Source organism: Ensifer sp. ENS10 (assembly GCF_014852025.1).
GTDB lineage: Bacteria > Pseudomonadota > Alphaproteobacteria > Rhizobiales > Rhizobiaceae > Ensifer.
The window spans coordinates 257,203-283,505 of the sequence record NZ_JACVAS010000006.1; the positions used below are offsets into that span (position 1 = coordinate 257,203).

Consider the following 26,303-nt stretch of genomic DNA (forward strand, 5'->3'; position numbering starts at 1 on the left):
GCCCTCTTCGCCCGTGCCAAAGAGCGCGCATGAGCCAGGACACATCGCCCTTCACCCGCCGCCTCACCGGCAATGCCCGCGCCGTCGAAGCTCTGCTCGAGCGCCTGCTCGGCTCGGCGACGGCGGTCGACGAGATTGCGCGACCAGCAAACCTGCTCGCGGCCATGCGGCACGGCGTGCTGAACGGCGGCAAGCGGCTGCGCCCCTTTCTGGTGATCGAATGTGCGGATCTTCTCGGCGGCAGCTTGGATGCATCCTTGCGCGTCGGGGCGGCGCTCGAATGCGTCCATTGCTATTCCCTCGTCCATGACGACCTGCCGGCGATGGACGACGACGATATCCGCCGCGGCCAGCCGACGGTGCACAAGGCCTTCGACGAGGCAACCGCGATCCTCGCCGGCGACAGCCTGCTGACCTTCGCCTTCGACATCATCGCGGCCCCCGAAACGCTGCTGACGGACGGCCAGAAAGTGGAGCTGATCCTGGCGCTCGGACGCGCCGCCGGCCACGGTGGCATGGCCGGCGGACAGGCGCTCGATCTGGCAGCAGAGAAGTCGCCGCCCGACGAGGCCGGCATCGTGACGCTGCAGGCCATGAAAACCGGCGCCCTCATCCGCTTCGCCTGCGAAGCGGGCGCCATCGTCGCTGCCGCATCGAAAGACGACCGCGCCCGGCTTCGCCACTTCGGCGAAAAGATCGGCCTTGCCTTCCAGCTCGCTGACGACCTGCTCGACCTCACTGCTGACGCGGAGACCATGGGCAAGGCGACCGGCAAGGACGCCGCCCGCGGCAAAGGCACGCTGGTCGCGCTGCACGGCCAGGCCTGGGCAGAGGAGCGGCTGGAGCAACTGGTCGCAGAAGCCGAATCCCTGCTCGCGCCCTATGGTGAGCGCTCGGCCATCCTCATCGAAACCGCCCGCTTCGTCGCCAACCGCAGGAATTAGCCCCGTGAGCAAATACTGGTCGCCGATCGTCTCGAAGCTCAAGCCCTATGTGCCGGGCGAGCAGCCGCGCATCGCCAATCTGGTGAAGCTTAACACCAACGAATGCCCCTACGGTCCCTCGCAAAAAGTGCTCGACGCGATCGGCGCTGCAGCAAGCAGCGATCTCCGCCTTTATCCCGACCCGCTGGCGCTCAAGCTTCGCCAGGCGATCGCCGCGCGCTATGGCGTGACGGCGGAGGAAGTCTTCGTCGGCAACGGCTCGGACGAGGTGCTGGCCCATATCTTCGCCGGCCTCCTGAAGCACGACTCGCCGCTGCTCTATCCGGATATTTCCTACAGCTTCTATTCGACCTACGCGCGGCTCTTCGAGATCGACACGGTCGAGGTCCCGCTCAACGACGCCTTCGAGATCGACATCGCCGACTATGATCGCCCCTGCGGCGCGATCATCCTGCCGAACCCGAACGCTCCGACAGGCATCGGCCTGCCGCTCGCCGAAATCGAGCGGCTCGTCGCAAGCCACCCGGACCAGCCCGTCGTCATCGACGAGGCCTATGTCGACTTCGGCGGCCAGTCGGCAGCAGAACTCGTTTCGAAATACGAGAACCTGCTGGTCGTCCAGACCTTCTCCAAGTCGCGCGCGCTTGCAGGCCTTCGTGTCGGCTTCGCCATCGGCCAGCGGCCGCTGATCGAGGCGCTGGAGCGGGTGAAGGACAGCTTCAACTCCTATCCGCTCGGCCGTCCGGCGCAAGCAGGCGCCATCGCCGCGATCGAGGACGAGGCCTGGTTCGAGGAAACGCGCGCAAAAATCATCGACTCCCGCGAACTGCTTGCGGCGGACCTCACTCAACGCGGCTTCGAGGTATTGCCATCTCAGGCCAACTTTGTGTTCGCCCGGCATCCGGGCCATGACGGCGAGGCATTGATGAAGGCGCTGCGCGAGCGGGCCGTGCTGGTCCGCCATTTCGCCAAGCCCCGCATTTCCGATTTCCTGCGCATCACGATCGGCACCGATCAGGAATGCGCGCGACTGATCGAAGCGCTGGACGAGATCCTCTAGAGCGTCTTTCCGCTTCGAGTGATTCCACCTGAGAGCGGGCTGACGTCGCGGCGATAGGCCCCAAGCCGCGCGCTTCCGGGCGGCAGGAGCCTTGTACGTCGCTTGGAACTGCCCGGAAGAAACCGCCTATTCGGCAGCCGCCTGGCCGCGGCCATAACGCTTCTCGATATAATCGGAAACCAGCGTCTCGAAGTCCGCGGCGATGTTCGGGCCGCGCAGGGTCATCGCCTTCTGGCCGTCAACGAAAACTGGGGCGGCCGGCATTTCACCGGTGCCCGGAAGCGAGATGCCGATGTCCGCATGTTTGCTTTCGCCCGGGCCGTTGACGATGCAGCCCATCACCGCGACCTTCAGGCCTTCGACACCGGGATATTTCTCGCGCCAGACCGGCATGTTGCGGCGGATGTCGTCCTGGATCTTCTGCGCGAGCTCCTGGAACACGGTGGACGTCGTGCGCCCGCAGCCGGGACACGCTGCAACCACCGGAATGAACTGGCGGAAGCCCATGACCTGTAGCAGTTCCTGCGCCACCTGCACCTCGCGGGTGCGGTCGCCACCGGGCTCCGGCGTTAGCGAAATGCGGATCGTGTCGCCGATGCCCTGCTGCATCAGGATGCCGAGCGAGGCCGAGGAGGCGACGATGCCCTTGGTGCCCATGCCGGCTTCCGTCAGCCCGAGATGCAGCGCATGGTCGGAGCGTGCCGACAGCATGGCGTAGACGGCGATCAGGTCCTGGACACCCGAAACCTTGGCGGAGAGAATGATGCGGTTGCGTGGCAGGCCGATCTCTTCTGCGAGATCCGCCGACAAGAGCGCCGACTGCACGATGGTCTCGCGCGTCACCTGCTGGGCCGTCAGCGGAAAGCCGTTCGCCTGGTTCTCGTCCATCAGCCGCGTCAGCAGTTCCTGGTCGAGCGAGCCCCAATTGACGCCGATGCGCACCGACTTGTCGTAGCGGATCGCCATTTCGACGATCTCGGCGAACTGCTTGTCCTTCTTGTCCTTGAAGCCGACATTGCCCGGGTTGATGCGGTACTTGGCGAGCGCTTCGGCGCAGGCCGGATGATCGGCGAGCAGCTTGTGGCCGATATAGTGGAAGTCGCCGACGAGCGGCACGTCCAGACCGAGGCGCTCGAGCCGCTCGCGGATCTTCGGCACGGCGGCGGCACTCTCGTCGCGGTCGACGGTGATGCGCACCAGTTCCGAGCCGGCCTTGTGAAGGGCGGCAACCTGCGCCACCGTTCCGTCGATATCAGCGGTATCGGTGTTGGTCATCGACTGGACGACCACCGGCGCGCCACCGCCCACTATGACCCCGCCGACATCGACGGCGACGGACGCACGGCGGGGCTGCGGATCAAAATCGAAGGCGGCAGACATAAAGGCCTCTTGGTCCCCAGGTCACGCCAGTGACCTGGTCTCATCGTTTCAGCGCGGGATGCGGGCGGAAACCGCATGGACTTCTGCCGTCCCGCTCTTGCTTTTCGTCCATCAGGTGGATGAGGAAAGCACCGTTGTCAACGGCGACATCATGCCCTGACGGCGATTTGATGGCAGGCGGCCGGCATCAGTGTCCCTTTGCGTGGTCGGCATGATGAGCATGATGCGACAGCATCAGCACCACGATGAACAGCACCGGCACCGAGGCAAAGACGATGGCAAAGCCCGTATGCTCGGCGACGAAGCCGATCACCGATGGCGCAAACAGCATTCCCGAATAGCCCATGAAGGTCGCGACCGAAAGGCCGATGCCAGGCTGCAGGCCCGGCATGTTGCCGGCCGCCGAAAAGGCGATCGGCACCATGTTGGAGATGCCGACGCCGGCAATCGCAAAGCCGAGGATGGCGATATAGGCATTCGGCGCCGTGCCCGCGATGATCATGCCGATGAGCGCGGTGACCGTGCAGATGCGCAGCGTCTTCTTGGCACCGAAGCGGTCGCGCACGAGGTCGCCAGCAAAGCGCATGGTCGCCATGGTGGCGGAGAAAGCGGCAAAGCCGAAGCCGGACAGTTCCACCGAGGCACCAAGCTCGTTGCGCAGGTAGAGCGCGCCCCAATCGAGCACCGTGCCCTCCGGCACCATCGAAAACAGCGCCATGATGCCGATCAGCCAGGGTAGCGGCGTCATCGGCAGGCGGAGCTTTTCCTTGGCGGCGGCCGGATGTGGCTTGTCGGCAAGGATCATCGGCCAGGCAATCGCAATCAACGTCAGGCAGATCACGGTGACGACGAAGACATGCGGCAGCACGCCGACGCGCGCCATGAGGAATCCGCCGATGCCGGCGCCGATCAGGCCGCCGAGGCTCCAATAGGCGTGGCAGGAGGACATGATTGCCCGCCGCATCGATTTCTCGACCTCGACCGCATTGGCGTTCATGGCGACATCCATCGCGCCGACGAAACCGCCGAGCACGAACATGCCGATCGCTGCCGCCCAGACGTTTGGCACCAATGTCAAAAGCAGAAGCAGCGGCGACAGGATGATGGCTGTGACCTTGACCACCTTCTGCGAACCGACGCGGGCGATATAGCCGCCGGCAATCGGCATCAGCACCAGGGAGCCGATGCCAAACATCAGGATCAGGAGGCCGAGTACGCTTTCGCTGATGCCGAGCCGGTCCTTGAACTCGGGGATCTTCGGCGCCCAGCTGCCGGTGACGAAGCCATTCATCAGAAAGAGCAGGGAAACCGCCAGCCGGTTGCGGGTCATATAGCCCTGGCGGACGGTTGCAGTGGGAGAACGTTGGTCCATGGTATTGCCTCTGTGCCGGATCGGGCCGGCTCAAACAGTGATTTCGATCAGATTTCCATCGGGGTCGCGTAGGACCGCCTCGTAGAAGCCGTCGCCGGTCCAGCGCGCCTTCGCGACCAGAATGCCTTCAGCCTCGGCGCGCGCAGCCATGGCATCGACCGCCTGCTCGCTGCCGAGCGACAGCGCCACATGGGCAAGGCCCGTGCGCTCTTGCGCCGGATCGCCCGGAGCAACCCAAGGGCCCTCCATGATCTCAATCGCTGGTCCGTCGCCAAGCCTCAGGAAGCGTGAGCGGAAGCCCGGCCGCCGCCGGCTTTGATAGACCTCGCCGACTTCAGCACCGAAGAACGTCGACCAAAAGCCGGCAATCGCCTCAAGGTCTCGGGTCCACTGCGCCACGTGGGTAATCGTCATCGTTCGGGCCCTCCCGCCATCAAGACTTCCGCCCCGGCCGCCTCGAATGCAGTACGATGCGCTGCCGGGGCATCAGCCTCCAGGACCAGCACCGCCCTTTCGTCAATACCGACGATCGCGTGGGCCGCCGCCGTCCCGAGCTTGTCGCTGGTGATGGCAACAACGAGACGCCGGCTGCGCAAGGCGACGAGCCGCTTGAATTCGGCGTCCTCGAAATAGATCGCCGTCAGGCCCGCTTCGGCATCGGCGCCGCAGGTGCCGAGAAAGCAGAGATCGGGCCTGAGCAGTTCGGCGTCGCGCTGCGCCCGCGCGCTGATGGCCGCACCGACCGCACGGTTGAGTGGCCCGCCAAGCAGGATGAGATCGACGCCAGGCTTCTCCATCAGCGCTGCAGCGATCAGCGGCGTATTGGTGACAATCGTGACCTGGAGCTCCGGCTCGATCAATTGCGCGATGGCGAGGTTTGTGGAACCGGCATCAAGAAACACGGTCATGCCCGGCTTGATCAGTCCGACCGCCGTGCGGGCAAGTGCTGCCTTGCGCTCCGGCGCCATCGCCACCCGCTCGCTCAAACTGCTGTGTGCCGCGGGAACGACCGGGAGCGCGCCACCATAGACCCGCTCGCAAAGCCCCGCTGCCGCCATTTCGCGCAGGTCACGGCGGATCGTGTCTTCGGAAACATTGAGCTCGGCAGCGAGATCCGCAGCCAGCACCCGGCCGTTGGCCTTCAGCCGCTCCTGGATCAGCGTCTTTCGCTCACGAAGTAAGAGATCGCTCGACATTTTTGCCAATCGTGCATAAACGTGCATAAATCGCTATGAATGTGCATAACGACTTTTGAAACCGATTTCAAGTCGCGGAATAAGCCAAATCACCGCGGGCCAGCAATTCGAGCAAACCGTGCCTTTTGCGCGTGACCGACGCCATTTCGAGGAAAATTCTTCATCAAAACGCTCGGGAATTGGTGTTTTATACGCTCAGATCGCCAATCTTTTGTGCGATTGTCCGCTCAATCCGGACGACGGGCCGGACCACAAAGAAGATGGAAAATCACGATGAAGCTCCTCCCCACGCTGTTCGCCGCCGCTCTGATGCAGGTTGCCGCCCTCGCCTCCGCTGAAGCCGGCGAGAATCTCGACGCGGTCAAATCCGCCGGCGTCCTGAAGATCGGCACCGAGGGCACCTATGCGCCCTTCACCTATCACGATGCCTCCGGCGCTCTTGTCGGCTTCGACGTTGAGATCGGCCAGGCCGTCGCCGAGAAGCTCGGCGTCAAGGCCGAATTCCTCGAAGGCAAGTGGGACGGCCTGATCGCCGGCCTCGACGCCAACCGCTACGACACGGTCATCAACCAGGTCGGCATCACCGAAGAGCGCAAGAAGAAGTACGACTTCTCCGAGCCCTACATCGCCTCGAAGGCCGTGCTGATCGTCAAGACCGACAACGAGGAGATCAAGGGCTTCGCCGATCTCAAGGGCAAGAAGTCGGCTCAGTCGCTGACCAGCAACTTCGGCAAGCTCGCAACCGCCTCCGGCGCCGAACTCGTCGGCACCGACGGCTTCGACCAGTCGATCCAGCTCGTGCTCACCGGCCGCGCCGATGCCACGATAAACGACAGCCTCTCCTTCCTCGATTTCAAGAAGAAGAAGCCCGACGCGCCGGTAAAGATCGCGGCCGAACAGGCTGACGCCGACTTCTCCGGCATCATCATCCGCAAGGACGAGCCGGAACTCTTGGAAGCGATCAACAAGGCGCTCGGCGAGATCAAGGCCGACGGTACCTACGACAAGATCTCGCAGAAGTACTTCGGCGCCGACGTCTCGAAGTAACCCCTGTCCCGAGCGCCGGGTCGGTTTCTCCGCCGGCCATTCTCGGTTATGAATCGCGATCCGTTCCGGACACCGGGGCGGATCGCGCTTTTTGAAAGGCCCGCCCCTTGCCCACCTGGCTCCAACTGATGCTGGATTCGCTGCCGTCCCTGCTCTGGGCCGGCCTCACCTTCACCATCCCGCTGACGCTGCTTTCCTTCATCTTCGGCCTGATCCTCGGGCTCGCAACCGCCGTCGCCCGTCTGTTCGGACCGGCGCCGGTGGTCGCCATCGCGCGATTTTACGTCTGGGTGATCCGCGGCACACCGCTGCTCGTCCAGCTTTTCGTGATCTTCTACGGGCTGCCGAGCGCCGGCATCCTGCTCGACGCCTTCACCGCCGCGCTCATCGGCTTCTCGCTGAACGTCGGCGCCTACACCTCCGAGATCATCCGTGCCGTCATCTCGTCAGTGCCACGCGGACAGTGGGAAGCGGCCTACTCCATCGGCATGAGCTGGAGCCAGGCGATGCGCCGCACCATCCTGCCGCAGGCGACCCGCGTCGCCGTGCCGCCGCTGTCGAACACCTTCATCTCGCTGGTGAAGGACACTTCGCTTGCCGCCGCCATCACCGTGCCAGAGATGTTCCAGACCGCCCAGCGCATCGTTGCCACCACCTACGAGCCGCTGATCCTCTATATCCTGGCGGCGCTGATCTACCTCGCCATGAGCTCCGTGCTGTCGGCTCTGCAGGTCAGGCTGGAGCGGCGCTTCGCCCGCTATGGCGGCTTCCTGGAGGCACGCGCATGATCGAGCTCTCCCACATCGAAAAGCGCTTCGGCGACAATCTTGTCCTCAAGGACATCTCCGTCACGCTCGCCGAGGGCACGGTGACGGCTTTGGTCGGCCCATCCGGCGGCGGCAAGAGCACGCTGCTGCGCTGCATCAATCTGCTGGAGATCCCAACGTCCGGCGCAATCCGGCTTGGCGACGAGACGCTCGAATTTTCGCCCGGCCGCAAGGTCGGCTGGGCGGCGATCCAGCGCCTGCGCCGGCAGACCGGCATGGTGTTCCAGAACTTCCAGCTCTTCCCCCACCAGACCGCCCTCGGCAATGTCATGGAAGGTCTCGTCACGGTGCTGAAATGGCCGGCCGACAGGGCGAAGACGCGCGCGATGGAACTCTTGGAAAAGGTCGGCATGGCGCACAAGGCCGACGCCTGGCCGGCGACCCTTTCCGGCGGCCAGCAACAGCGCGTGGCGATCGCCCGCGCGCTTGCCCCGTCGCCCCGCGTGCTTCTCTGCGACGAGCCGACCTCTGCCCTCGACCCGGAACTGGCGGAAGAAGTGGTCGAAGTCCTGAGCCGGCTTGCTCGTGAAGGCACGACCATGGTCATGGCGACCCATGACCTGCGCCTCGCATCCCGCGTCGCCGACAAGGTGATTTTCCTCGACGGTGGTCTCATCGTCGAAAGCGGTGCCCCGAAGACGATCTTCTCGGCGCCCGAGCGTGAGCGTACCAAGAAGTTCATCGCCTCGCTGAGCGCCCCGCACGACTACGAAATCTGAGCGGAGGGGACGACGGATCACAGGACGATCCGGCGGGTGTGGGTCGGGCACCCTTTGCGCCAGCCTTGTCTATCTCTACCGTCATCCTCGGGCTTGATGTTCAGTCCGGGGAGCAGGACGGACGACCCCAGCAGGCTAGACGCCCCCTCTACTTCCAGAAAACAAAACGGCCGGATTCGCATCCGGCCGTTTCTGTTTGTTTGAACTTACCCTCAGGCGCCGAAGACCATCAGCAGATCCTTGGCGTCGATCTGGTCGCCGGCGCGCACCAGCACTTCGGCAATCGTGCCGTCCTTCTCCGCATGCAGCGCCGTTTCCATCTTCATCGCCTCGATCGAAAGCAGCACGTCGCCCGCCTTGACCGCCTGTCCTGGCGAGACAAAGACCGTCGAGATGACACCCGGCATCGGCGCGCCGAGATGGGCGGCGTTACCGACCTCGGCCTTGCGGCGCACCGCGCTCTGAGCGCTGCGGTTGCGGTCCGGCACTTTGATCAGGCGCGGCTGGCCGTTGAGCTCAAAGAACACCTTGACCATGCCCTTCTCGTCCGGCTCGCTCTTGGCCTGGTGCAGGATCACGAGCGACTTGCCCCGCTCGATCTCCGGCTGCAGCTCCTCGCCCGGCGCAAGCCCGTAGAAATAGGCCGGCGTCGGCAAGACGCTGACCGGGCCATAGGTGTCGGCAGCAACCGCATAGTCGGTGAAGACCTTCGGATACATCAGATAGGAGGCGAACTCGAAGTCGTCGACCTTGCGCTCAAGCTTGTCCTCGATTGCCTTGCGCTCAGCATCGAGGTCGGCCGGCGGCAGCAGCGAGCCCGGAACGGCGGTATAGGCCTTTTCGCCCTTCAGCGCCTTCTTCTGCAGCGCTTCCGGCCAGCCGCCCGGGGGCTGGCCGAGATCGCCCTTGAGCATCGAGACGACCGAATCCGGGAAAGCGATGTCCTTCGCAGGATTTTCGACGTCGGCGACGGTCAGGTCCTGGCTCACCATCATCAGCGCCATGTCGCCGACGACCTTGGACGATGGCGTCACCTTGACGATATCGCCGAACATCTGGTTGGCGTCGGCATAGGCCTGGGCGACGCGGTGCCACTTGGTTTCGAGACCGAGCGAACGCGCCTGTTCCTTAAGGTTTGTGAACTGTCCGCCCGGCATTTCGTGCAGGTAGACTTCGGACGCCGGTCCCTTGAGGTCGCTTTCGAAGGCGGCATACTGGTGGCGCACCGCTTCCCAATAGAAGGAGATGCGACGAATCCACTCGGGATCGAGACCCGGATCGCGGTCCGACCCCCGGAGCGCCTCGACGATCGAGCCGAGGCAGGGCTGCGAGGTATTGCCGGAAAGCGCGTCCATCGCCGCATCGATGACATCGACGCCGGTCTCCACGGCGGCAAGCACGGTCGCGGCCGCAATGCCCGAGGTGTCGTGGGTGTGGAAATGGATCGGCAAGTCGGTCGCCTCACGCAGCGCCTTGAACAACACGCGTGCGGCCGCCGGCTTCAACAGGCCCGCCATGTCCTTGACGGCGATCATGTGCGCGCCGGCCTTTTCGAGGTCGGCGGCAAGGGCTGTGTAGTATTTGAGATCGTATTTCGGCCGGGCCGAATTCAGGATGTCGCCGGTATAGCAGATCGCCGCCTCGCAGATGCGATTCTCCTCGGCAACGGCCTCCATCGACACCCGCATGTTGTCGACCCAATTGAGGCAGTCGAAGACGCGGAACACGTCGATGCCGCCTTTTGCCGCCTGGCGCACGAAGTATTTGACCACGTTGTCGGGGTAGTTTTTGTAGCCGACGCCATTGGCGCCGCGCAGAAGCATCTGCAGCAGCAGGTTCGGGGCATCTTCGCGAATGCGGGCCAGGCGATCCCACGGGTCTTCGGTGAGGAAGCGCATGGACACGTCGAAGGTCGCGCCACCCCAGCATTCGAGCGAGAAGAGCTGGGGAAGCGCGCGGGCATAGGTGCCGGCGACGCGGGCGATATCATGGGTGCGCATGCGGGTCGCAAGCAGCGACTGATGGCCGTCGCGCATCGTCGTATCGGTCAGGAACACTTGGCGTTCGCCACGCACCCACTCGGCGAACTTCTTCGGGCCGAGTTCGTCGAGCTTCTGCTTGGTACCGGATTTGATGTCGCCGTCGATGAACGGGACGACGGGCTTTGCCGCATCCGCCGGCGGCTTCGGGCGGCCCTTCGTCTCCGGGTGGCCATTGACCGTGACGTCGGCGAGATAGGTGAGGAGCTTCGTCGCGCGGTCCAGGCGCTTCACCTGCTGGAACAGTTCCGGAGTCGTGTCGATGAAGCGCGTCGTATAGCTGTTATCCTGGAACTTCGGATGGCTGATGATCGCCTCGAGAAAGGTCAGGTTGGTTGCCACACCGCGGATGCGGAACTCCCGCAGCGCGCGGTCCATGCGGCTGATCGCTTCGAGGGGGTTCGGCGCCCAGGCGGTAACCTTGACGAGCAGTGGGTCGTAGAAGCGGGTAATGACTGCACCCGGATAGGCGGTGCCGCCATCGAGACGGATGCCGAAGCCGGACGCCGAGCGATAACCGGTGATGCGGCCATAGTCCGGAATGAAGTTCTGCTCCGGGTCTTCGGTGGTGATGCGGCACTGCAGCGCGTGACCGTTGAGGCGGATGTCCTCCTGCTTCGGCACGCCCGATTCCGGCGTGCCGATCGCCTCGCCGTCGAGGATGTGGATCTGCGCCTTGACGATGTCGATGCCAGTCACGACTTCCGTGACGGTGTGCTCCACCTGAATGCGCGGGTTGACCTCGATGAAGTAGAACTTGCCGGTGTTGGCATCCATCAGATACTCGACCGTGCCGGCGCCGACATAGCTCGTCGCACGGGCGATCATCAGCGAATAGTCGGCAAGCTCCTGGCGCTGCGCATCCGAGAGGTAGGGCGCCGGCGCGCGCTCGACGACCTTCTGGTTGCGGCGCTGGATCGAGCAGTCGCGCTCGAAGAGATGCACGACATTGCCGTGGGTATCGCCGAGGATCTGGCTTTCGACGTGGCGGGCGCGCTCGACCAGCTTTTCAAGATAAACCTCATCCTTGCCGAAGGCGGCCTTGGCTTCGCGCTTGCCTTCCGTCACCTCGCGGATCAGGTCCTTCGGGTCGCGAATGGCGCGCATGCCGCGTCCGCCGCCGCCCCAGGAGGCCTTGAGCATGACCGGATAGCCGATCTCGGCCGCAAGGCGGTGGATTTCCTTTTCGTCGTCCGGCAGAGGATCGGTGGCCGGAACGACCGGCACGCCGACGGAAATCGCGAGGTTGCGCGCGGCAACCTTGTTGCCGAGCTGGCGCATCGTCGCCGGCCGCGGACCGATGAAGATGATGCCGGCGGCATCACAGGCATCGACGAATTCAGGGCTTTCCGAAAGCAGGCCGTAGCCCGGGTGGATCGCGTCGGCGCCCGAAAGCTTGGCGACGCGGATCACTTCTTCGATCGACAGGTAGCTCTCGATCGGACCGAGGTCGCGGGCAAGGTGCTGCCCGCGGCCGATCTGATAACTTTCGTCCGCCTTGAAGCGGTGCAGCGCCAGTTTGTCCTCTTCAGCCCATATCGCGACCGTTTTCAGACCGAGTTCGTTTGCAGCGCGGAAAACGCGGATGGCAATTTCAGAACGGTTGGCAACAAGGATCTTCGAGATAGGCAAGTCGGTCTCCTCAATGACTTGATATTGCGGGAAATGCTGCACCCGCGAAATAAAGTATTAGCGAGTCACCGAGCAGAGCGCAATTTCAGATGCGACAGGAAACCGAAAGCCTTCGACTCTAGGAGATCAGCCCGAGCCGGAAGGCGATCGCCACGACGTGATGGCGGTTCTTGCCCTTCAATTTCTCCTGGATGCCGTTCATATACCAGTCGACCGTATGGCTCGAGATATCGAGCACCTTGCCTATGTCGTTCGAAGTCATGCCGTCGGCGAGATAGTTGAGCGCTTCCATTTCGCGCCGCGTCATCTGCACCTCGACGCGCGAGCCGAGTTCGGCCGAAACCTCGGGATCGGTCAGCTCCAGAAGCTTCCAGAACAGCCGCTTGGCGATGGCGTCGAAGAGGCTGATCTCGACCGGGCTCAAGTCGACGACGCGACCGCCGACCGTCAGGTTGCCGAGCAGGCCGCGCCGGCCGTGCACCGGAAAGATGTAGCCATCGTAGAGACCGTGGTTTCTGGCCTCGATCATCATGCTTTCCATGCGCTTGCGATGTGGATCGGAGCGGAAGGCAAACAGCGTGTCACGCCAGCGGAAGCCGCGCTGCGCATGGCCGAGATAGCGGATGGTCGGATCGATCACCACGAACTTCTTGCGGATGTAGATCTGCGGCCAGCCTTCCGGCCAGCGGCCGGCGAGCAGCAGCCGCAGCGGATTGTCATGCGGTTTCGGCTGCCGAACGACACCGTAGAAGTCGAAGCCGCAGCGATCGAGCAGGCGCTCGAATTCCGGGACGATTTCCTCGCGTGTCTTCATCTCCTCCAGAAGCGCGAGAAACTGTACGAGCAGCGTAATGTTCATGGATCACCTTCCAGGTAGATGCATATGGTCGCATTTCCGAATCCGGACATAAAGGCACCGTTCAGCGACCATTCATGTTGCACCCGCGATAATCCCTCATACCACGCCCGGTCTTATGCGAAATATGCAAGAAATCGGAGTTGGCACGACAGATAGCAGACTATGAATATTCTCGCCAAGCTCGCATGCGAGCGAAACGGGAAAACGAGTGGCTGTCCATGCGTCCGGCTACGGCTTCCCTTTGCCGCAAAAGACCGTCTCAGCGCGGCCCCGAGTGTATGGGGGCGGAGCCCAAGCCCGCCAACCGTAGCTCGAGGACGCGGGTGCATCCGCCGCAGAAGGACTGCGGCGCGTCAAATCCGGTACCCGGAAGGGGTGAGACAGTGTCATTGTTCCAAGTGTATGCAAGAGCGCTCCAGTATCTTGCGGTTCACAAGTTTCGTGTCTCGGCGATCGTCCTCGCCAACGTCGTTCTGGCAGCCATCTCGATTGCCGAACCGATCCTGTTCGGGCGCATCATCGACGCCATCTCGTCGAAGGGCGAGGTCACGCCGATGCTTTTGATGTGGGCTGGCCTCGGCGTCTTCAACACCGTCGCCTTCGTGCTCGTTGCCCGCGAGGCGGACCGGCTGGCGCATGGCCGCCGCGCCACGCTCCTGACGGAAGCCTTTGGACGGATCGTTTCCATGCCGCTCGCCTGGCATAGCCAGCGCGGCACGTCCAACGCGCTGCACACGCTGTTGCGCGCCTGCGAAACCCTATTCGGTCTCTGGCTCGAATTCATGCGCCAGCACCTGGCTACGGCCGTCGCGCTGATGCTGCTCATTCCGACCGCCTTTGCCATGGACGTGCGCCTCTCGCTCGTCCTTCTCGTGCTCGGCGCGGCCTATGTCATGATCAGCAAGGCGGTGATGAGCCGCACCAAGGAAGGTCAGGCCTCGGTCGAGAACCACTATCATACGGTTTTCTCCCACGTTTCCGACGCCATCAGCAACGTCTCGGTCGTGCACAGCTACAACCGCATCGAGGCTGAAACCCGCGAGCTGAAGAAGTTCACCGAGCGGCTGATCTCCGCCCAGTTCCCGGTGCTCGACTGGTGGGCACTGGCGAGCGCGCTGAACCGCGTCGCCTCCACCATTTCGATGATGGCGATCCTCGTCATCGGCACCGTGCTGGTGCAGCGCGGCGAGCTCGGCGTCGGCGAAGTCATCGCCTTCATCGGTTTTGCCAACCTGCTGATCGGCCGTCTCGACCAGATGAAGGCCTTCGTGACGCAGATTTTCGAAGCCCGCGCCAAGCTCGAAGACTTCTTCCAGCTCGAGGACGCCGTGCGCGAACGTGACGAGCCGGCAGGCGCGACTGAACTGCCGCCAGCTGTCGGCGAAGTCGAGTTCCGCAACGTCTCCTTCGATTTTGCCAACACGAACCAGGGCGTGCACAACGTCTCGTTCACGGCCAAGGCCGGCCAGACGATCGCGATCGTCGGCCCGACGGGTGCCGGCAAGACGACGCTCGTCAACCTGCTGCAGCGTGTTCACGATCCGCGTGACGGCCAGATCCTGATCGATGGCAACGATATCTCGAAGGTAACGCGCAAGTCGCTGCGCCGCTCGATCGCCACCGTCTTCCAGGATGCGGGCCTGATGAACCGTTCGATCTCGGACAACATCCGCCTCGGCCGTGACGATGCGACGATCGAGGAAGTCATGGCTGCCGCCGAAGCGGCCGCCGCCTGCGACTTCATCGAGGGCCGGACGGGCGGCTACGACACGGTGGTCGGCGAACGCGGCAACCGTCTGTCGGGCGGCGAACGCCAGCGTGTGGCCATCGCCCGCGCCATCCTCAAGAATGCGCCGATCCTGGTGCTCGACGAGGCGACCAGCGCGCTCGACGTCGAAACCGAGGCCCGCGTGAAGGATGCGATCGATGCCCTGCGCAAGAACCGCACGACCTTCATCATCGCACACCGCCTGTCGACGGTGCGCGAGGCCGACCTGGTGATCTTCATGGATCAGGGCCGTGTCGTCGAAATGGGCGGTTTCAACGAGCTCAGCCAGAGCAATGGCCGCTTCGCAGCCCTCTTGCGCGCCAGCGGCATCCTGACGGACGAAGACGTCCGCATGAGCCACACGGCGGCATAAGACACGCGCTTGAAGTCAAGCGAACGAACCGAACCACCCGCGGTCAAACGCGGGTGGTTTTTTGCTTTTCGGCTTTCTGACAACGTCGCGTCGACCAGCCTTGCCATTCTCGAGATTGTTGGTAGACGGGAATTCCGGCCCCAATTCCAAAGGAATCATCATGCCGGACATCTCCACAATCGCAGTTTTCGCCACAGCAAGCCTCGTGCTCACCGCCACGCCCGGCCCTGACATGCTGCTCATCGCTTCTCGGAGCGTGAGCCAGGGGGGCGCAGCCGGGTTCCTCACCTATGCCGGGATCGCAGTCGGCACCTATTGCCACGCGCTGGCCGCAGCACTCGGTCTTTCCCAGCTCTTCGTCACCTTGCCGGTTGCCTATGAGATCGTGCGCTGGGCGGGCTGCGCCTATCTGCTGTACCTCGCCTACAAGACAGTCCGCTCGAACGCATCGAGCGCGTCACCGGTTTCGACGCTCAAGCGACTTTCGAACTGGCGGATCTTCGGCGAGGGGCTGATGACGAACCTGCTCAATCCGAAGATGGCGCTCTTCGTACTGGCGCTGCTCCCACAGTTCGTAGACCCAAAGAGCGGGTCGATGGTCACGCAGATGCTTCTGCTGGCGACAGTGTTGAACGGGGTCGGCTTCCTCGTGAACGGCTCGGTCATCCTGGTCGGCAGCCATCTGCGCGCGCGGCTCGCTGGCATCAGGCGTTTCCCGAAGCTGCCGCAGTATCTTCTCGCCGGCGTATTCACGGGGCTCGCCTGCCGCCTTGCCCTTGGTTCCAGAAATTAGTCGCCCAGCAGGGGCGGCGTTCTCTTACGCCGCCCGCAGCGGCTTTGCAGTAGCAATGCCGCGCAACCATTCGAGATAATAGGCATAGGCGAAATGCAGCCCGATGCCGACGAGCACGAAGAGGCTGCCGAAGATCGGGTTTCTCCCGGTGACGAACAGCAGCACCTGGCCGGACATCGCCAGGATCGTGCCGAAGATGAAGATCGGCAGCGAGTGTCGCCCGACAACCGCGAGCGGATGATCGCTGTCGAGTTTGGCGAGGTTGCTGATGCGAGGCGTCACGGCGACGATGTAGGCAAGCGCCAGCACATGGAGCAGCCGGGGGCCCGACAGGAAGGTCTTGTCAAAGCCGGTCAAGACCGCTGGAAGACCGAAGGAAAGGTCGATGCTCCAGAAGGAGAAGAGCACCCAGACAGCGGAGACCGCAAGATAAGCGCCCGACAGGACGATCAGCCAGGGCCATCGGGGGAGTGATCCACCATTGCGAACGAAGGTCATCATGACGATGCCGATGACGAACAGGAACTGCCAGGACCAGGGATTGAGGAACCAATAGCCCTCGTCGAGGAAATTCGACGGCACGAACTTGAAGATGCCTGCGGCGAGCCACAGGGCGGCCGACAGCGACAGCAGCAGTTTCTTGCTGACGCCGTTCAGCCAGAGAATACCCGGCAGCATCAGGAACAGCGCCGCATACATCGACAGGATGTTGTTGTAGCCGAGCTGATACCCCAGAAGCACCATGGCGACGATGCCCTGTTCCGTCTGTTCCACCATCGGCCGAATGTTAATCTCGCCGATCAGATCCTGCCGGCCGAAATAGATCGCCCCGGCCGCAAAAATCGCCAGCGTCACGATGCTGGTCATGATGTGGGCGACATAAAGCGCCAGCGCCCGGCGCCAGATTTTCAGCGTCATCGCCAGCCGTTCTCCGGCGGCGAACTTGCCGCCATAGGCGATCCCGACCGACAGGCCGGAGATCAGCACGAAGGCTTCGGCGGAATCGGAAAAGCCGAAGTTCTTGTGCGTCAGATATTCGAGGTACTGTCCCGGAACGTGGTTGACGAAGATCGTCAGCAGGCACAGCGCCCTGAACACGTCGAGGCGTGTGTCACGCTCGTTGGGAACCATTCGGGCGGACGTCGGGTTGACACCACCCTGAAAAGTCTTTTGCAGCATGCGGTCCGTTTTCCAGGATTTGGCGCCCCTGCCCCATCCCTGTTGAAACGGGCACCGACAGCCCGCGCCGTCATTCAAACGCGCGAGATGCCCGGCACCATGAACTAGGTGGGATGAGGAACATGTTGCAGTTCTCCGCCCCATCCCGCTCCGATGATCTAGAGCATCCCGCTTTCAAGTGAAGTCACTGGAAGCGGATAAGATGCTCTGGCTTCAAAGTGTTAGAGCGCCCTTTGTGCGTTCGTCTGAACGCCTGGCGCTCCAAGACACGACACCCGGCCGTCGGGGTCATGCCGCCCGCATTTCCGCAAAGAAAAACCGGCCTTGCCCTTGCGGGAACAAAGCCGGTCTCATCCTGTCTTCAATGCCGGCCGTTACAGCAAAATGCCTTCATGCGCGTTTTTTGTGACACTATTGTTTATGCTGACAATCGGCTCGCCACTTTTCTGGTCGCGCTGCACCGAAATCTTGTGCCGCGCGCCGTTGAGCGTCACTTCTGCGGAGTAGCCGTCCCAGGCCGCCGGCAGCACCGGCCGAATGACCAGCTTGTCGCCCTGTCTGCGGATCCCGAGAATACCTTCGACGCCGACGCGGTAGAGCCAGCCAGCCGAACCGGTGTACCAGGTCCAGCCGCCGCGTCCCGCCAGATCGCCTTCGCCATAGATATCGGCGGCGACGACATAGGGCTCGACGCGGTAGTGTTCCGCCGCCTCGCGGCTCTGCGCATGCGAGACCGGGTTCAGCATCTGGAAGACGCGCCAGGCTTCTTCCGCCCTGCCCTGTTCGGCGAAGGCCAGCGCCACCCAGGTGGCCGCATGGGTATATTGCCCGCCATTTTCGCGCACGCCGGGCGGATAGGCCTTGATGTAGCCTGGATCCTGCGACGTCCGCTCGAGCGGCGGCGTGAACAGCCGCACGATGTGCTGGTCCGGATCGACCAGTTCGGCCATGACCGCATCCATCGCCTTGAGCGAACGCTGCTCGTCGCCTTCGCCTGAGAGGACGCTCCAGGACTGGCCGATCGAATCGATCCGGCACTCGAGCGCCTCGCTGGTGCCGAGCGGCGTGCCGTCGTCGTAATAGCCGCGACGATAGTAGTCGCCGTCCCAGCCGGCGGTGTCGAGCGCCTTCTTCAGGGCTTCGAGATGCGCCTCCCAACGGGTGACGCGTGCCTGGTCCTTACGCTCGCGAGCGTAAGGCAGGAAGCCGCGGAGCGTGCCTGCGAGGAACCATCCAAGCCAGGTGCTGGTGCCCTTTCCGGCAGCACCGACACGGTTCATGCCATCGTTCCAGTCACCGCCGAGGATCAACGGCAGGCCGTTCTCGCCGGTCCGCTTGATCGCGAGGTCGAGCGCACGGGCGCAATGCTCGTAGACGTCGCCGACCTCCTCGGAAATCTCAGGCTTGTAGAAGGCGTCGTGCTGGCCCTCTTCGAGAGCCGGACCGCTGATGAAGGCGATCTGTTCTCTCAGGATGTCGGAGGTACCGGTCACCGAGCAGTAATGCGTAACGGCATGGGCGAGCCAGACGACGTCGTCGGATATCATCGTGCGCACGCCGGCGCCGGTTCCCGGCAGCCACCAGTGCTGCACGTCGCCCTCGACGAACTGACGAGCCGCAGCATTCAGGATCTGCGCCCGGGCAAGCTCCGGCCTGTGGATCAGGAAAGCCAGCGTGTCCTGCAGTTGGTCGCGGAAGCCGAAGGCACCGCTCGCCTGGTAGAAGGCGGAGCGCGCCATGATGCGGCAACCGAGGCTCTGGTAGGGCAGCCAGTTGTTGATCATGGCGTCGAAGGCCGGATCCGGCGTTTCCACCTTCACGATATCGGTGAAATCGCGCCAGAACGTCTTGGCCGCCCCGAGCACCGTGTCGAATGCAGTCTCACGCAACTCACCGAGTACGGCACGAAGCTGATCCTCATTGTCGGCATCGCCGAGAATGAAGGTGACCTGCTGCTCGGCACCGGGTTCGATGGTCAGATCGGACGCAATGACCGCGCAAGGGTCGCCGTCTACGTCGACCGAACCCGAGAGATCGGCACCCGAAAGCACCGCCTGCGGCACGAGGATGCCGCCGAGCGAGCCCAGGAACTCCCGCCGGCTCGCGGTGTAGCCGGCAGCCTGGCCGCCATCGGCGGTGAAGAACGCCGAACGACCGGCATAGTCGATGCTGTAGGGGTTGGTCGCGACCAGCGCCGCTGTCTCCTCATCCCACTTCGAGAGGATGAATGGCGCCGAGCGGGCGCGGTTGTTGCCGAGCACCCACTCGTTATAGCCGTAGAGCCTCAACCGCCGTGCCGTCGTCGCGCGGTTGCGGATCGAGACGCGGATGAGCTTTGCCGGCAGGCTGCGGTGCACCGTATGGGTCGCCTCAATCTCGAGGTCGTCCTGGGTGCTGCGGAAGCTTGAATAGCCGAGCCCATGCGCCGTTTCGAAGACGACGGAGCGGCGACGCGAGAGCGACGCATAGGGCGTCGATACCGAACCACTCTCCATGTCGCGGATGAAGATCGCCTCGCCCGGACGGTTGATGACCGTGTCGTTCGTCCACGGCGTCAACTGGTAGTCGCGCGAATTGCGGCTCCAGGAGAAGGCCGCGCCTTCCGCCGAAACGTGGAAGCCGAACTGCTCGTTGGAGATGACGTTGATCCAGGGCTGCGGCGTCGCTTCGCCGCCACGAAGACGCACGACATATTCGCGACCACCTTCGGCAAAACCACCGAAGCCGTTCCAGAAGGAAAGACCATCGCCCTTGATCTCGGCCGGGGCAACGTCTGCCTTCTCCTGCGGCGCCGCCAAAAGCGGTCCCACGAACTCGCCGCTCTTCTCCGCACCCTTCGCCGGCGCCGGCGAATAGAGCGAGTTGGCGCGGGCGATCTGGTCGGAGATCGTGCCGTTGCGGGCATGGAACACGGCGCGCGAGGCCGACAACAGTGTCGACCAGGTCTCCGGTTCCATCAGGTCGCGGCGCACCGAGAAGATATGCTGGCGCGGGCCGTCCGAAAGGCCGCGAAGCCTCAGGTTCTCGCACATGGAATCCAGCGCATGCTGCATATCCTGCGCATAGGACGAGGCCCGCTCGTTGATGATGACGAGGTCGGCGGTGATGCCGCGGGCGCGCATATATTCCTGGGCGCGCAGCGCTTCACGTGCGATGCCGAGATCGCCGTCGTCGTTGATGCGGAGGCAGAAGATCGGGTAGTCGCCCGAGATCGCCAGCGGCCAGAGCTTCGACTGGGAGTCGAGGCCTGCCTGCACCGTCGCCGTGTCGGCACGCAGATGCATGTCCGGATAGACGAGGTAGCGGCCGAGCATCTGGAAGCTCGCGGCCTCCTGCGATGTCACGCCGACATGGCGCATCTGCACCTGGCTGCGGGTCCAGGCGTGGATGAGTTCCTGGTTGAAGGTCTCCGGATGGCGATAGCGGTCGATCGCGCGATCGACCTCCTCGCGGCTCGGCGCAGCGATTGTCCAGAAGACGACGCTGACCTTCTTGCCGGCGGGCACGCGAACGACGCGGCGCAGCGACATGATCGGATCGAGCGTAAAGCCGTCCGTGCCCGAAAGCACTGCGTCCGTGTCGAACGCGGCAGCTTCGGCAAGCGTCCGGCCCGGGCCGATGAAGCGGCGACGGTCGGCCTCCGCTTCCGTATGGCGATCGCTGCCGGCATTGTCGGTGACGAGATGCGCCACTTCCATGTCCGGGTCGCTGGAGCTGCGCTTGTTGCGGCTGACGCGAATGACGTCGCCGCGGCGGCTGATTTCCGTGCGCACGAACATCTTCGAAAAGGCCGGGTGCGCGCTGTCGGCCTCGTCGATCGAAAGCACCGGCTCGGCATAGGAGGTCACTTCGATGAAGCGATCCTGGGTGCCGGTGTTGAGCAGGATGACCCGGCGCCCTTCGGCGTCGTGTTCGGTGGCGACGATGCACTCGACCTCGCTGGTGAGGTCGCCGACGGTCTTGACGAATTCGGCCTTGTCGTCGCCGAAGCGGGTCAGCACCTTCTCGCCGGCCGCACGGCGCGGCTCCGATGTCGCGGACCACCAATCGCCGGTCGTCGTGTCGCGCAGGAAGATGAAGGTGCCGGTGCGGTCCTCGACCGGATCCGGCTTCCAGCGGGTGACGGACTGGCCGTTCCAGCGGGCATAGCCGGCGCCGTTGGCCGTCAGCATGACTGAGTAATGGCCGTTGGAGAGAAACACGGTCTCCCGGTCCTGTGCCAGCGGGTTCTCGATGATGCGGACTTCCGGACGCAGGAGATCGTCCTGGCCCTTGCCGACCGATTCCGGCTCGCGCTTGGCATTCATGATCGGGATGTCGCGCGGCGCCTTTTCCTGCAGCAGCAGTTCGGCGGCCTCGATCACCGGATCGGCGTGGAACCACTCCCGCAGGCGGCCATTGAAGACGACGTTGGCGACAGCCGCGATCGACATGCCATGGTGGTGCGCATAGTAGTTGCGCACGACCGCGCATTTCTGGCCCTCGGGCACACGCGTCGGAGTGAAGTCTACGGCATCATGGAAGCCGTAGACACCGAGTGCGCCGACCTCGCGCAGGCGTCCGAGGTTGGCGAGCGCCGATTTCGGATCGTACATGCAGGCGAGGATCGAGGCGTAGGGCGCGATGACCGCGTTCTGGCCGAGGCCGCGCTTGAGCCCGAGCGTCGGCACGCCGAAGTTGGTGTACTGGTAGGTGAGCTCGTGGTCGCGCGCGTTGAACGCGGCTTCCGAAATGCCCCAGGGCGTGCCCAGACGGCGGCCGTGGTTGATCTGCTCCTTCACAATCAGATTGTTGGTCTGGTTGAGGATGCCGCCCTGCCGTTCCTGCATCACCAGCGGCGGCATAAGATACTCGAACATCGAGCCCGACCAGGAGATCAGCGCGCCGCGCGCGCCGATCGGCACGATCGGACGGCCGAGCTTGTACCAGTGCTCCGTCGGCAAGTCGCCCTTGGCGATGGCAAACAGACTGGTGAGCCGTGCTTCCGAGGCGAGAAGGTCGTAGCAGGCTTCGTCGAGCTCGTTGGCGTTGACCCGGAAGCCGATGGACAGCAGGCGCCGCTCCGGCCGGAACAGGAAGCCGAAATCCATCGAGAAGGCGATGTCGCGGGCGCGATCCTTCAGCACCAGCAGGCGCTGACGCAGCGATTCGATCGCACCGAGATCGAAGACACCGTCGGAAATATGGGCTTCGCAGGTGCTGACGAGCGCATTTGCCCACTTCGTCACTTCGGTGCTCTGCGGCGTGCGCACCTCGTGATCGAGGTTGACGGTGAGCTTGTGCATGTCGCGCGCCAGCACCGCGAGGTTGATCACCCGGATCGACGCGAACTCGCGCTCGCGCTTGACCGCGGCAAGCGCGTTCTGGAAGCCGACGATGCGTTCCTCGATCAGGCGACGCAGCGGCCGGACCGTCTTGCGGTCGTCGGGCAGATCGCGCAACACCTCCTGGAGGATCGCCACCACGTCGCCGATGCCGTCCAGGCTGCCCTGCACATGCGCCGACGGCGCCTCGGCCCAGTCGCGGCACATCGACGATACGGCAATCAGGTGACCGGCAAGGTTGCCGCTGTCGACCGACGAGATGTAGCGCGGCTCCATGGTGTCGAGCGTGTTCGTCCGATACCAGTTGAACAGGTGGCCGCGATACTTCGGCAGGCGGTCGATGGTGGCGATCGTCTGCTCCAGCCGGTTGATCGTCTCCTCGAAGCCGATCCAGCCGAAATCGCGCGCCGACATCACCGACAGCAGGTAGACGCCGATATTCGTCGGCGAGGTGCGCTCGGCCAGGACCGGCTGCGGCGTTTCCTGGAAGTTGTCCGGCGGCAGGAAGTGCTGCTCGGCGGTCACGAAGGTCTCGAAATAACGCCAGGTGCGCCGGGCAATCAGGCGCATCTCGTCGATCGCTTCATCGGAGACGACGAGCTGGTCCTCGGTTTCGGCCGATTGGCTGACGAACCAGGCGACGGCAGGCGAAAGCGCCCAGAGCAGCGCGAAGGGAATGCCGATGAACGGCAGGCCGGTGTCGGAGATCGCGGCAAGCGCCAGCGAAAGCGCCGAAAGCGCCGGCGCGATCCACATCGCGCGGTAGTAATCGCCAATCGTGCCGTGGCCGGCACTCTGCACCTGCGCGGCCGTGCGCCATTCGAGCATCAGCTTGCGGCTGACGAAGGTGCGGTAGAGCGAGCGCGCGATCGCGTCGCCCATCATCGCCGCATTGTGGGCGATGAAGACGATGCGGAGCGCCACTTGTGCATTGGCGGCGCGGACTTCCGTCAGCACCGCGTGAAGGTGGGCGCGGGCGACGATGTCGTTGCGGCGCGGCAGGAGGCCGTTGATCAGCGACAGGGTCGGAGCCACGAACAAGCTGAAGATCAGGACGATCTGCCAGATCAGCGCCTCGGTCGGCTCCATGTAGTACCAGCCCATCACCGAGGCGACGAGCCAGGCAAGCGGGATCAGCGAGCGACGCAGGTTGTCGTACATCTTCCAGCGCCCGAGCATCGACAGCCCGTTCGAGAAATTGAAGATGTAGGGCAGCAGCTGCCAATCGCCACGTGCCCAGCGATGCTGGCGCGACATCTCGACCTCGTAGCGGGTCGGGAAGTCCTCGACGAGCTCGACGTCGGTGACCAGCGCGCAACGCACATAGGAGCCTTCGAGCAGATCGTGGCTGAGAACGGCATTCTCCTGGATCCGGCCTTTCAGCGCCGCCTCGAAGGCGTCGACATGGTAGAGGCCCTTGCCGGTGAAGCTACCTTCGCCGGCGATGTCCTGGTAGACGTCGGAAACGGTGAAGACATAGGGGTCGATGCCGCGGTTGGCCGAGAAGATACGCTGGAAGGCGGAAGCTTCGCTGCCCGTTGTCAGCGACGGCGTCACGCGCGGCTGCAGCAGGCTGTAGCCGGCGATCACGTCCTGTGTCTTAGGGTCGACCACCGGACGGTTGATCGGATGGTAGATCTTGCCGACGAGCTTCGTCACCGCATCGCGCATCAGGCGCGTGTCGGAATCGAGCGTCATCACGTACTGCACGTTGTCCGGCACCGTGTTGGCGCCCTGCAGGAACGAGGTGTCGCGATCGCCGCGAAGCAGCATGTTCAGTTCGTGCAGCTTGCCGCGCTTGCGCTCCCAGCCCATCCATACGCCTTCCTGCTCGTTGAACAGGCGGCGGCGATGCAGGAGATGGAAGCGCGTCTTGCCGTCATAGGCGTAGCGCGCCGAAAGCTGGGCGATCTCGCGCTTGGCGTAGTCGAGCACGTCGGAATCGGTGCTCGACTCCTCAACCTTGCTATCGGCCCAGTCGCTGAGCAGCGCGAAATAAATCTCGCCGCGCGGGTTGGCGAGGTAGTGCACCTCGAGATTGCGCACGAGTTCGTCGACATGGTCGCGCTTGGCAATCAGGCAAGGTACGACGACGAGGGTGCGGGCATGCTCGGGAATTCCGTCGAGGAATTCATAGCCGACAAGTCGCGATGGTCTGACGAACAGCGTCACCAGCGTGTTGAACAGGCCCATCGCGCCTTCGGATGCCGGCAGCGCGAACAGAAGCAGCATGATCAGCTTCGCGCCGTTCGGAATATCCATCGGACTGACGAAGGAATAGACGGCGATCATCGCCAGGATCGTCAAGAGGATGTTCGGGCCGGCGATCGCGAACCAGTCGAGCTTGCGGCTGATACGGATGATGGTCTGCAGCAGCGACGGTCGATAGCCGATCTTCTTCTCGAGCACCTTGCGCTGCTTGCCGACGAGGAAGGATCCGACGTTCGGCTCCTGGAGCGGCACTTCGGTCTCGGCCGCAGTCTCCGCCTCGCGCACCATCTCGATGGCGATCTGCGTCACCTCGTATTCGCTGTGACCGGAACGACGCGCGAGCTTCTCGATCGTGTCGCGATACTTGTTGCGCGAGCCGAAATCGAGCGCCGCATAGTCGGAGCCCTCGCGTAGCGCCGCGTCGATCTTGCTGACGCTTTCGAACCAGACAGCCCAGTCGGTGTCGTCGATCTCACGCAGGCTGCGGATGATGTTGCTCATCGTCGCATTGCCGGACGACAGGCGGTTCTGTTCGGCGACCAGCGCGTTTTCGACGTCGCTGCCGCGCCTCTCAAGCTGTTCCTCGATCCAGCCGATAACGGCACCGGAGGTCTGCGAGCCGTCACGCGTGCGGTAGAGCAGTTGCGCGACGAAGGTGTTGTCGGCAGCCAGCGCTTCCGATTCCGCAAGCAGCGCCCGATATTTCTCCGGATCGTTCAGGCGGATGATCTGGTCGGCAATGTCGTTCGCCTTTCGGCGCATGCCGCGCGAGCGCTCGACGCGGATGGCGATCCGGCGGAGGTTCTCGATCAGCACGAAGCGCAGGATCGACGGCAGCGCCCAGAGTTCGCCGATCTTGAAGGTGTCGTGCTTCTGGAAGCCTTCGACCATCGCCGTGATGCTTTCGCGCGTCACCGTGCTGTGGGTGTGGGCGACATAGAGCCAGGCGAGCGCCATGGTGCGCGGGATCACCGTGCCGGAAACCGAAAGCGTCGGCAGCTGCCGATAGAACCGGCGCGGGAAATCGCGCCGGACTTCCTGGATCGCCTCTTCGACGACGTGGTGGTTGTCGAGCAGCCATTCGGCGGCCGGCGTGATCGTCGCCCCGGCTTCCACGTCCGCAGCGGTCGCCCGGTAGACACGCAGGATCTCGCTCTCGTTTTCGCGATGCCGCGGCCGGAACTCGAACGGGAAGAATCCCGGCAGCGAGGAGGCACCCTTCACTGCGAGATCCTCGCCGCATTGCCGGAGGTCCTCCATCGAGAAGAAGGTGGCGCGGATCGAATCGTTGTAATCGATCTGCTTTGCTTCCGGTTCGCGCGGAGAGGTGGGCGGCGTTGTTTGAAGCTGCATGGGTACGGGTTCTGAATCCAACCGGGGTTGATCGGCCCGGTCCTCGTTGGGTTGCCGGGTTGGCTGCGGACCTGAGAAGTCAGGCTGAGCCGGCGCATTGCTAGACACGGTCATGTGTCCTCCCATCCACCGTCAATTCCCGCATGTGGGGAATTGGCGGTAACAGGCACCGCCCTCGACTGGGCATCGGAGATCGCAAAGCCGGCGGCGCATTGGTTTTCAAGGCC

The 26,303-nt window shown here is 63.7% G+C and carries 15 protein-coding genes; 7 read left to right on the plus strand and 8 right to left on the minus strand.

The window, feature by feature from the left end:
* The first annotated feature begins 29 nt into the window (after positions 1 to 29).
* Entirely contained in the window at positions 30 to 944 is a 915-nt protein-coding gene (locus tag IB265_RS21755; RefSeq protein WP_057254878.1) for a polyprenyl synthetase family protein, read from the plus strand.
* A 4-nt stretch (positions 945 to 948) separates the two neighbouring features.
* Entirely contained in the window at positions 949 to 2,004 is a 1,056-nt protein-coding gene (gene hisC / locus IB265_RS21760) for a histidinol-phosphate transaminase (RefSeq protein ID WP_057254877.1), read from the plus strand.
* 126 nt (positions 2,005 to 2,130) lie between these two features.
* On the opposite strand, the gene ispG is transcribed toward hisC, so the two are convergent.
* From ispG to IB265_RS21780, 4 genes are all read right to left on the minus strand, one after another.
* Positions 2,131 to 3,384, minus strand: a complete 1,254-nt coding sequence (gene ispG, locus IB265_RS21765; protein WP_192495162.1) for a flavodoxin-dependent (E)-4-hydroxy-3-methylbut-2-enyl-diphosphate synthase — start codon at positions 3,382 to 3,384, stop codon at positions 2,131 to 2,133.
* A gap of 187 nt (positions 3,385 to 3,571) precedes the next feature.
* Positions 3,572 to 4,756 (minus strand): MFS transporter, encoded by a 1,185-nt coding sequence (locus IB265_RS21770; protein ID WP_057254875.1) that lies wholly within the window; start codon positions 4,754 to 4,756, stop codon positions 3,572 to 3,574.
* 30 nt (positions 4,757 to 4,786) lie between these two features.
* The gene (locus IB265_RS21775) at positions 4,787 to 5,170 is read right to left on the minus strand and encodes a glyoxalase/bleomycin resistance/extradiol dioxygenase family protein (protein WP_057254874.1); all 384 of its coding nucleotides are present in this window, start codon (positions 5,168 to 5,170) and stop codon (positions 4,787 to 4,789) included.
* Positions 5,167 to 5,952, minus strand: a complete 786-nt coding sequence (locus tag IB265_RS21780; RefSeq protein WP_082616165.1) for a DeoR/GlpR family DNA-binding transcription regulator — start codon at positions 5,950 to 5,952, stop codon at positions 5,167 to 5,169. Before IB265_RS21780 ends, IB265_RS21775 begins: the two co-directional genes overlap by 4 nt.
* Before the next feature lie 273 nt (positions 5,953 to 6,225).
* Here IB265_RS21780 and IB265_RS21785 point away from each other — a divergent pair, with 273 nt between their 5' ends.
* The 3 genes from IB265_RS21785 to IB265_RS21795 all read left to right on the plus strand — a co-directional run bounded on the left by IB265_RS21785 (position 6,226) and on the right by IB265_RS21795 (position 8,545).
* Positions 6,226 to 6,999 carry an amino acid ABC transporter substrate-binding protein gene (locus tag IB265_RS21785; RefSeq protein ID WP_057254872.1) on the plus strand — a complete coding sequence of 258 codons (774 nt, stop codon included), beginning with the start codon at positions 6,226 to 6,228 and terminating at the stop codon, positions 6,997 to 6,999.
* Between the two features lie 107 nt (positions 7,000 to 7,106).
* Positions 7,107 to 7,787 carry an amino acid ABC transporter permease gene (locus tag IB265_RS21790; protein WP_082616163.1) on the plus strand — a complete coding sequence of 227 codons (681 nt, stop codon included), beginning with the start codon at positions 7,107 to 7,109 and terminating at the stop codon, positions 7,785 to 7,787.
* A complete protein-coding gene (locus tag IB265_RS21795; RefSeq protein WP_057254870.1) occupies positions 7,784 to 8,545 on the plus strand; it encodes an amino acid ABC transporter ATP-binding protein in 762 nt (253 codons plus the stop codon). The genes IB265_RS21790 and IB265_RS21795 overlap by 4 nt, the downstream gene beginning before the upstream one ends.
* Positions 8,546 to 8,757: 212 nt before the next feature.
* Here the strand turns inward: IB265_RS21795 and pyc are convergent, their stop codons facing one another.
* Together pyc and IB265_RS21805 are read right to left on the minus strand one after the other, a co-directional pair.
* Complete coding sequence (gene pyc, locus IB265_RS21800; RefSeq protein WP_057254869.1) at positions 8,758 to 12,216, minus strand: pyruvate carboxylase; 3,459 nt, start codon at positions 12,214 to 12,216, stop codon at positions 8,758 to 8,760.
* Between the two features lie 118 nt (positions 12,217 to 12,334).
* Positions 12,335 to 13,075: an autoinducer binding domain-containing protein gene (locus tag IB265_RS21805; RefSeq protein ID WP_057254868.1), complete on the minus strand. Its 741-nt coding sequence runs from the start codon at positions 13,073 to 13,075 to the stop codon at positions 12,335 to 12,337.
* 383 nt (positions 13,076 to 13,458) lie between these two features.
* Here IB265_RS21805 and IB265_RS21810 point away from each other — a divergent pair, with 383 nt between their 5' ends.
* On the plus strand, positions 13,459 to 15,216 hold the full coding sequence (locus tag IB265_RS21810) for a glucan ABC transporter ATP-binding protein/ permease (protein WP_057254867.1): 1,758 nt from the start codon (positions 13,459 to 13,461) through the stop codon (positions 15,214 to 15,216).
* Positions 15,217 to 15,376: 160 nt separating this feature from the next.
* On the plus strand, positions 15,377 to 16,009 hold the full coding sequence (locus IB265_RS21815; protein WP_057254866.1) for a LysE family translocator: 633 nt from the start codon (positions 15,377 to 15,379) through the stop codon (positions 16,007 to 16,009).
* A 24-nt stretch (positions 16,010 to 16,033) separates the two neighbouring features.
* Here IB265_RS21815 and IB265_RS21820 read toward each other — a convergent pair whose 3' ends face one another.
* The gene (locus IB265_RS21820) at positions 16,034 to 17,188 is read right to left on the minus strand and encodes an OpgC family protein (protein WP_057254865.1); all 1,155 of its coding nucleotides are present in this window, start codon (positions 17,186 to 17,188) and stop codon (positions 16,034 to 16,036) included.
* Positions 17,189 to 17,562: 374 nt separating this feature from the next.
* Positions 17,563 to 26,190: a cyclic beta-(1,2)-glucan synthase gene (ndvB, locus tag IB265_RS21825; RefSeq protein ID WP_192495163.1), complete on the minus strand. Its 8,628-nt coding sequence runs from the start codon at positions 26,188 to 26,190 to the stop codon at positions 17,563 to 17,565.
* Between the last annotated feature and the right edge of the window lie 113 nt (positions 26,191 to 26,303).

Bases quoted from the DNA above. Each gene is read 5' to 3' on its own strand.
- IB265_RS21820 (WP_057254865.1), bottom strand. From the start codon at position 17,188: ATGCTGCAAAAGACTTTTCAGGGTGGTGTCAACCCGACGTCCGCCCGA.
- IB265_RS21770 (WP_057254875.1), bottom strand. From the start codon at position 4,756: ATGGACCAACGTTCTCCCACTGCAACCGTCCGCCAGGGCTATATGACC.
- IB265_RS21815 (WP_057254866.1), top strand. From the start codon at position 15,377: ATGCCGGACATCTCCACAATCGCAGTTTTCGCCACAGCAAGCCTCGTG.
- ispG (WP_192495162.1), bottom strand. From the start codon at position 3,384: ATGTCTGCCGCCTTCGATTTTGATCCGCAGCCCCGCCGTGCGTCCGTC.
- IB265_RS21795 (WP_057254870.1), top strand. From the start codon at position 7,784: ATGATCGAGCTCTCCCACATCGAAAAGCGCTTCGGCGACAATCTTGTC.
- IB265_RS21755 (WP_057254878.1), top strand. From the start codon at position 30: ATGAGCCAGGACACATCGCCCTTCACCCGCCGCCTCACCGGCAATGCC.
- IB265_RS21785 (WP_057254872.1), top strand. From the start codon at position 6,226: ATGAAGCTCCTCCCCACGCTGTTCGCCGCCGCTCTGATGCAGGTTGCC.
- IB265_RS21780 (WP_082616165.1), bottom strand. From the start codon at position 5,952: ATGTCGAGCGATCTCTTACTTCGTGAGCGAAAGACGCTGATCCAGGAG.
- IB265_RS21805 (WP_057254868.1), bottom strand. From the start codon at position 13,075: ATGAACATTACGCTGCTCGTACAGTTTCTCGCGCTTCTGGAGGAGATG.
- IB265_RS21775 (WP_057254874.1), bottom strand. From the start codon at position 5,170: ATGACGATTACCCACGTGGCGCAGTGGACCCGAGACCTTGAGGCGATT.
- ndvB (WP_192495163.1), bottom strand. From the start codon at position 26,190: ATGACCGTGTCTAGCAATGCGCCGGCTCAGCCTGACTTCTCAGGTCCG.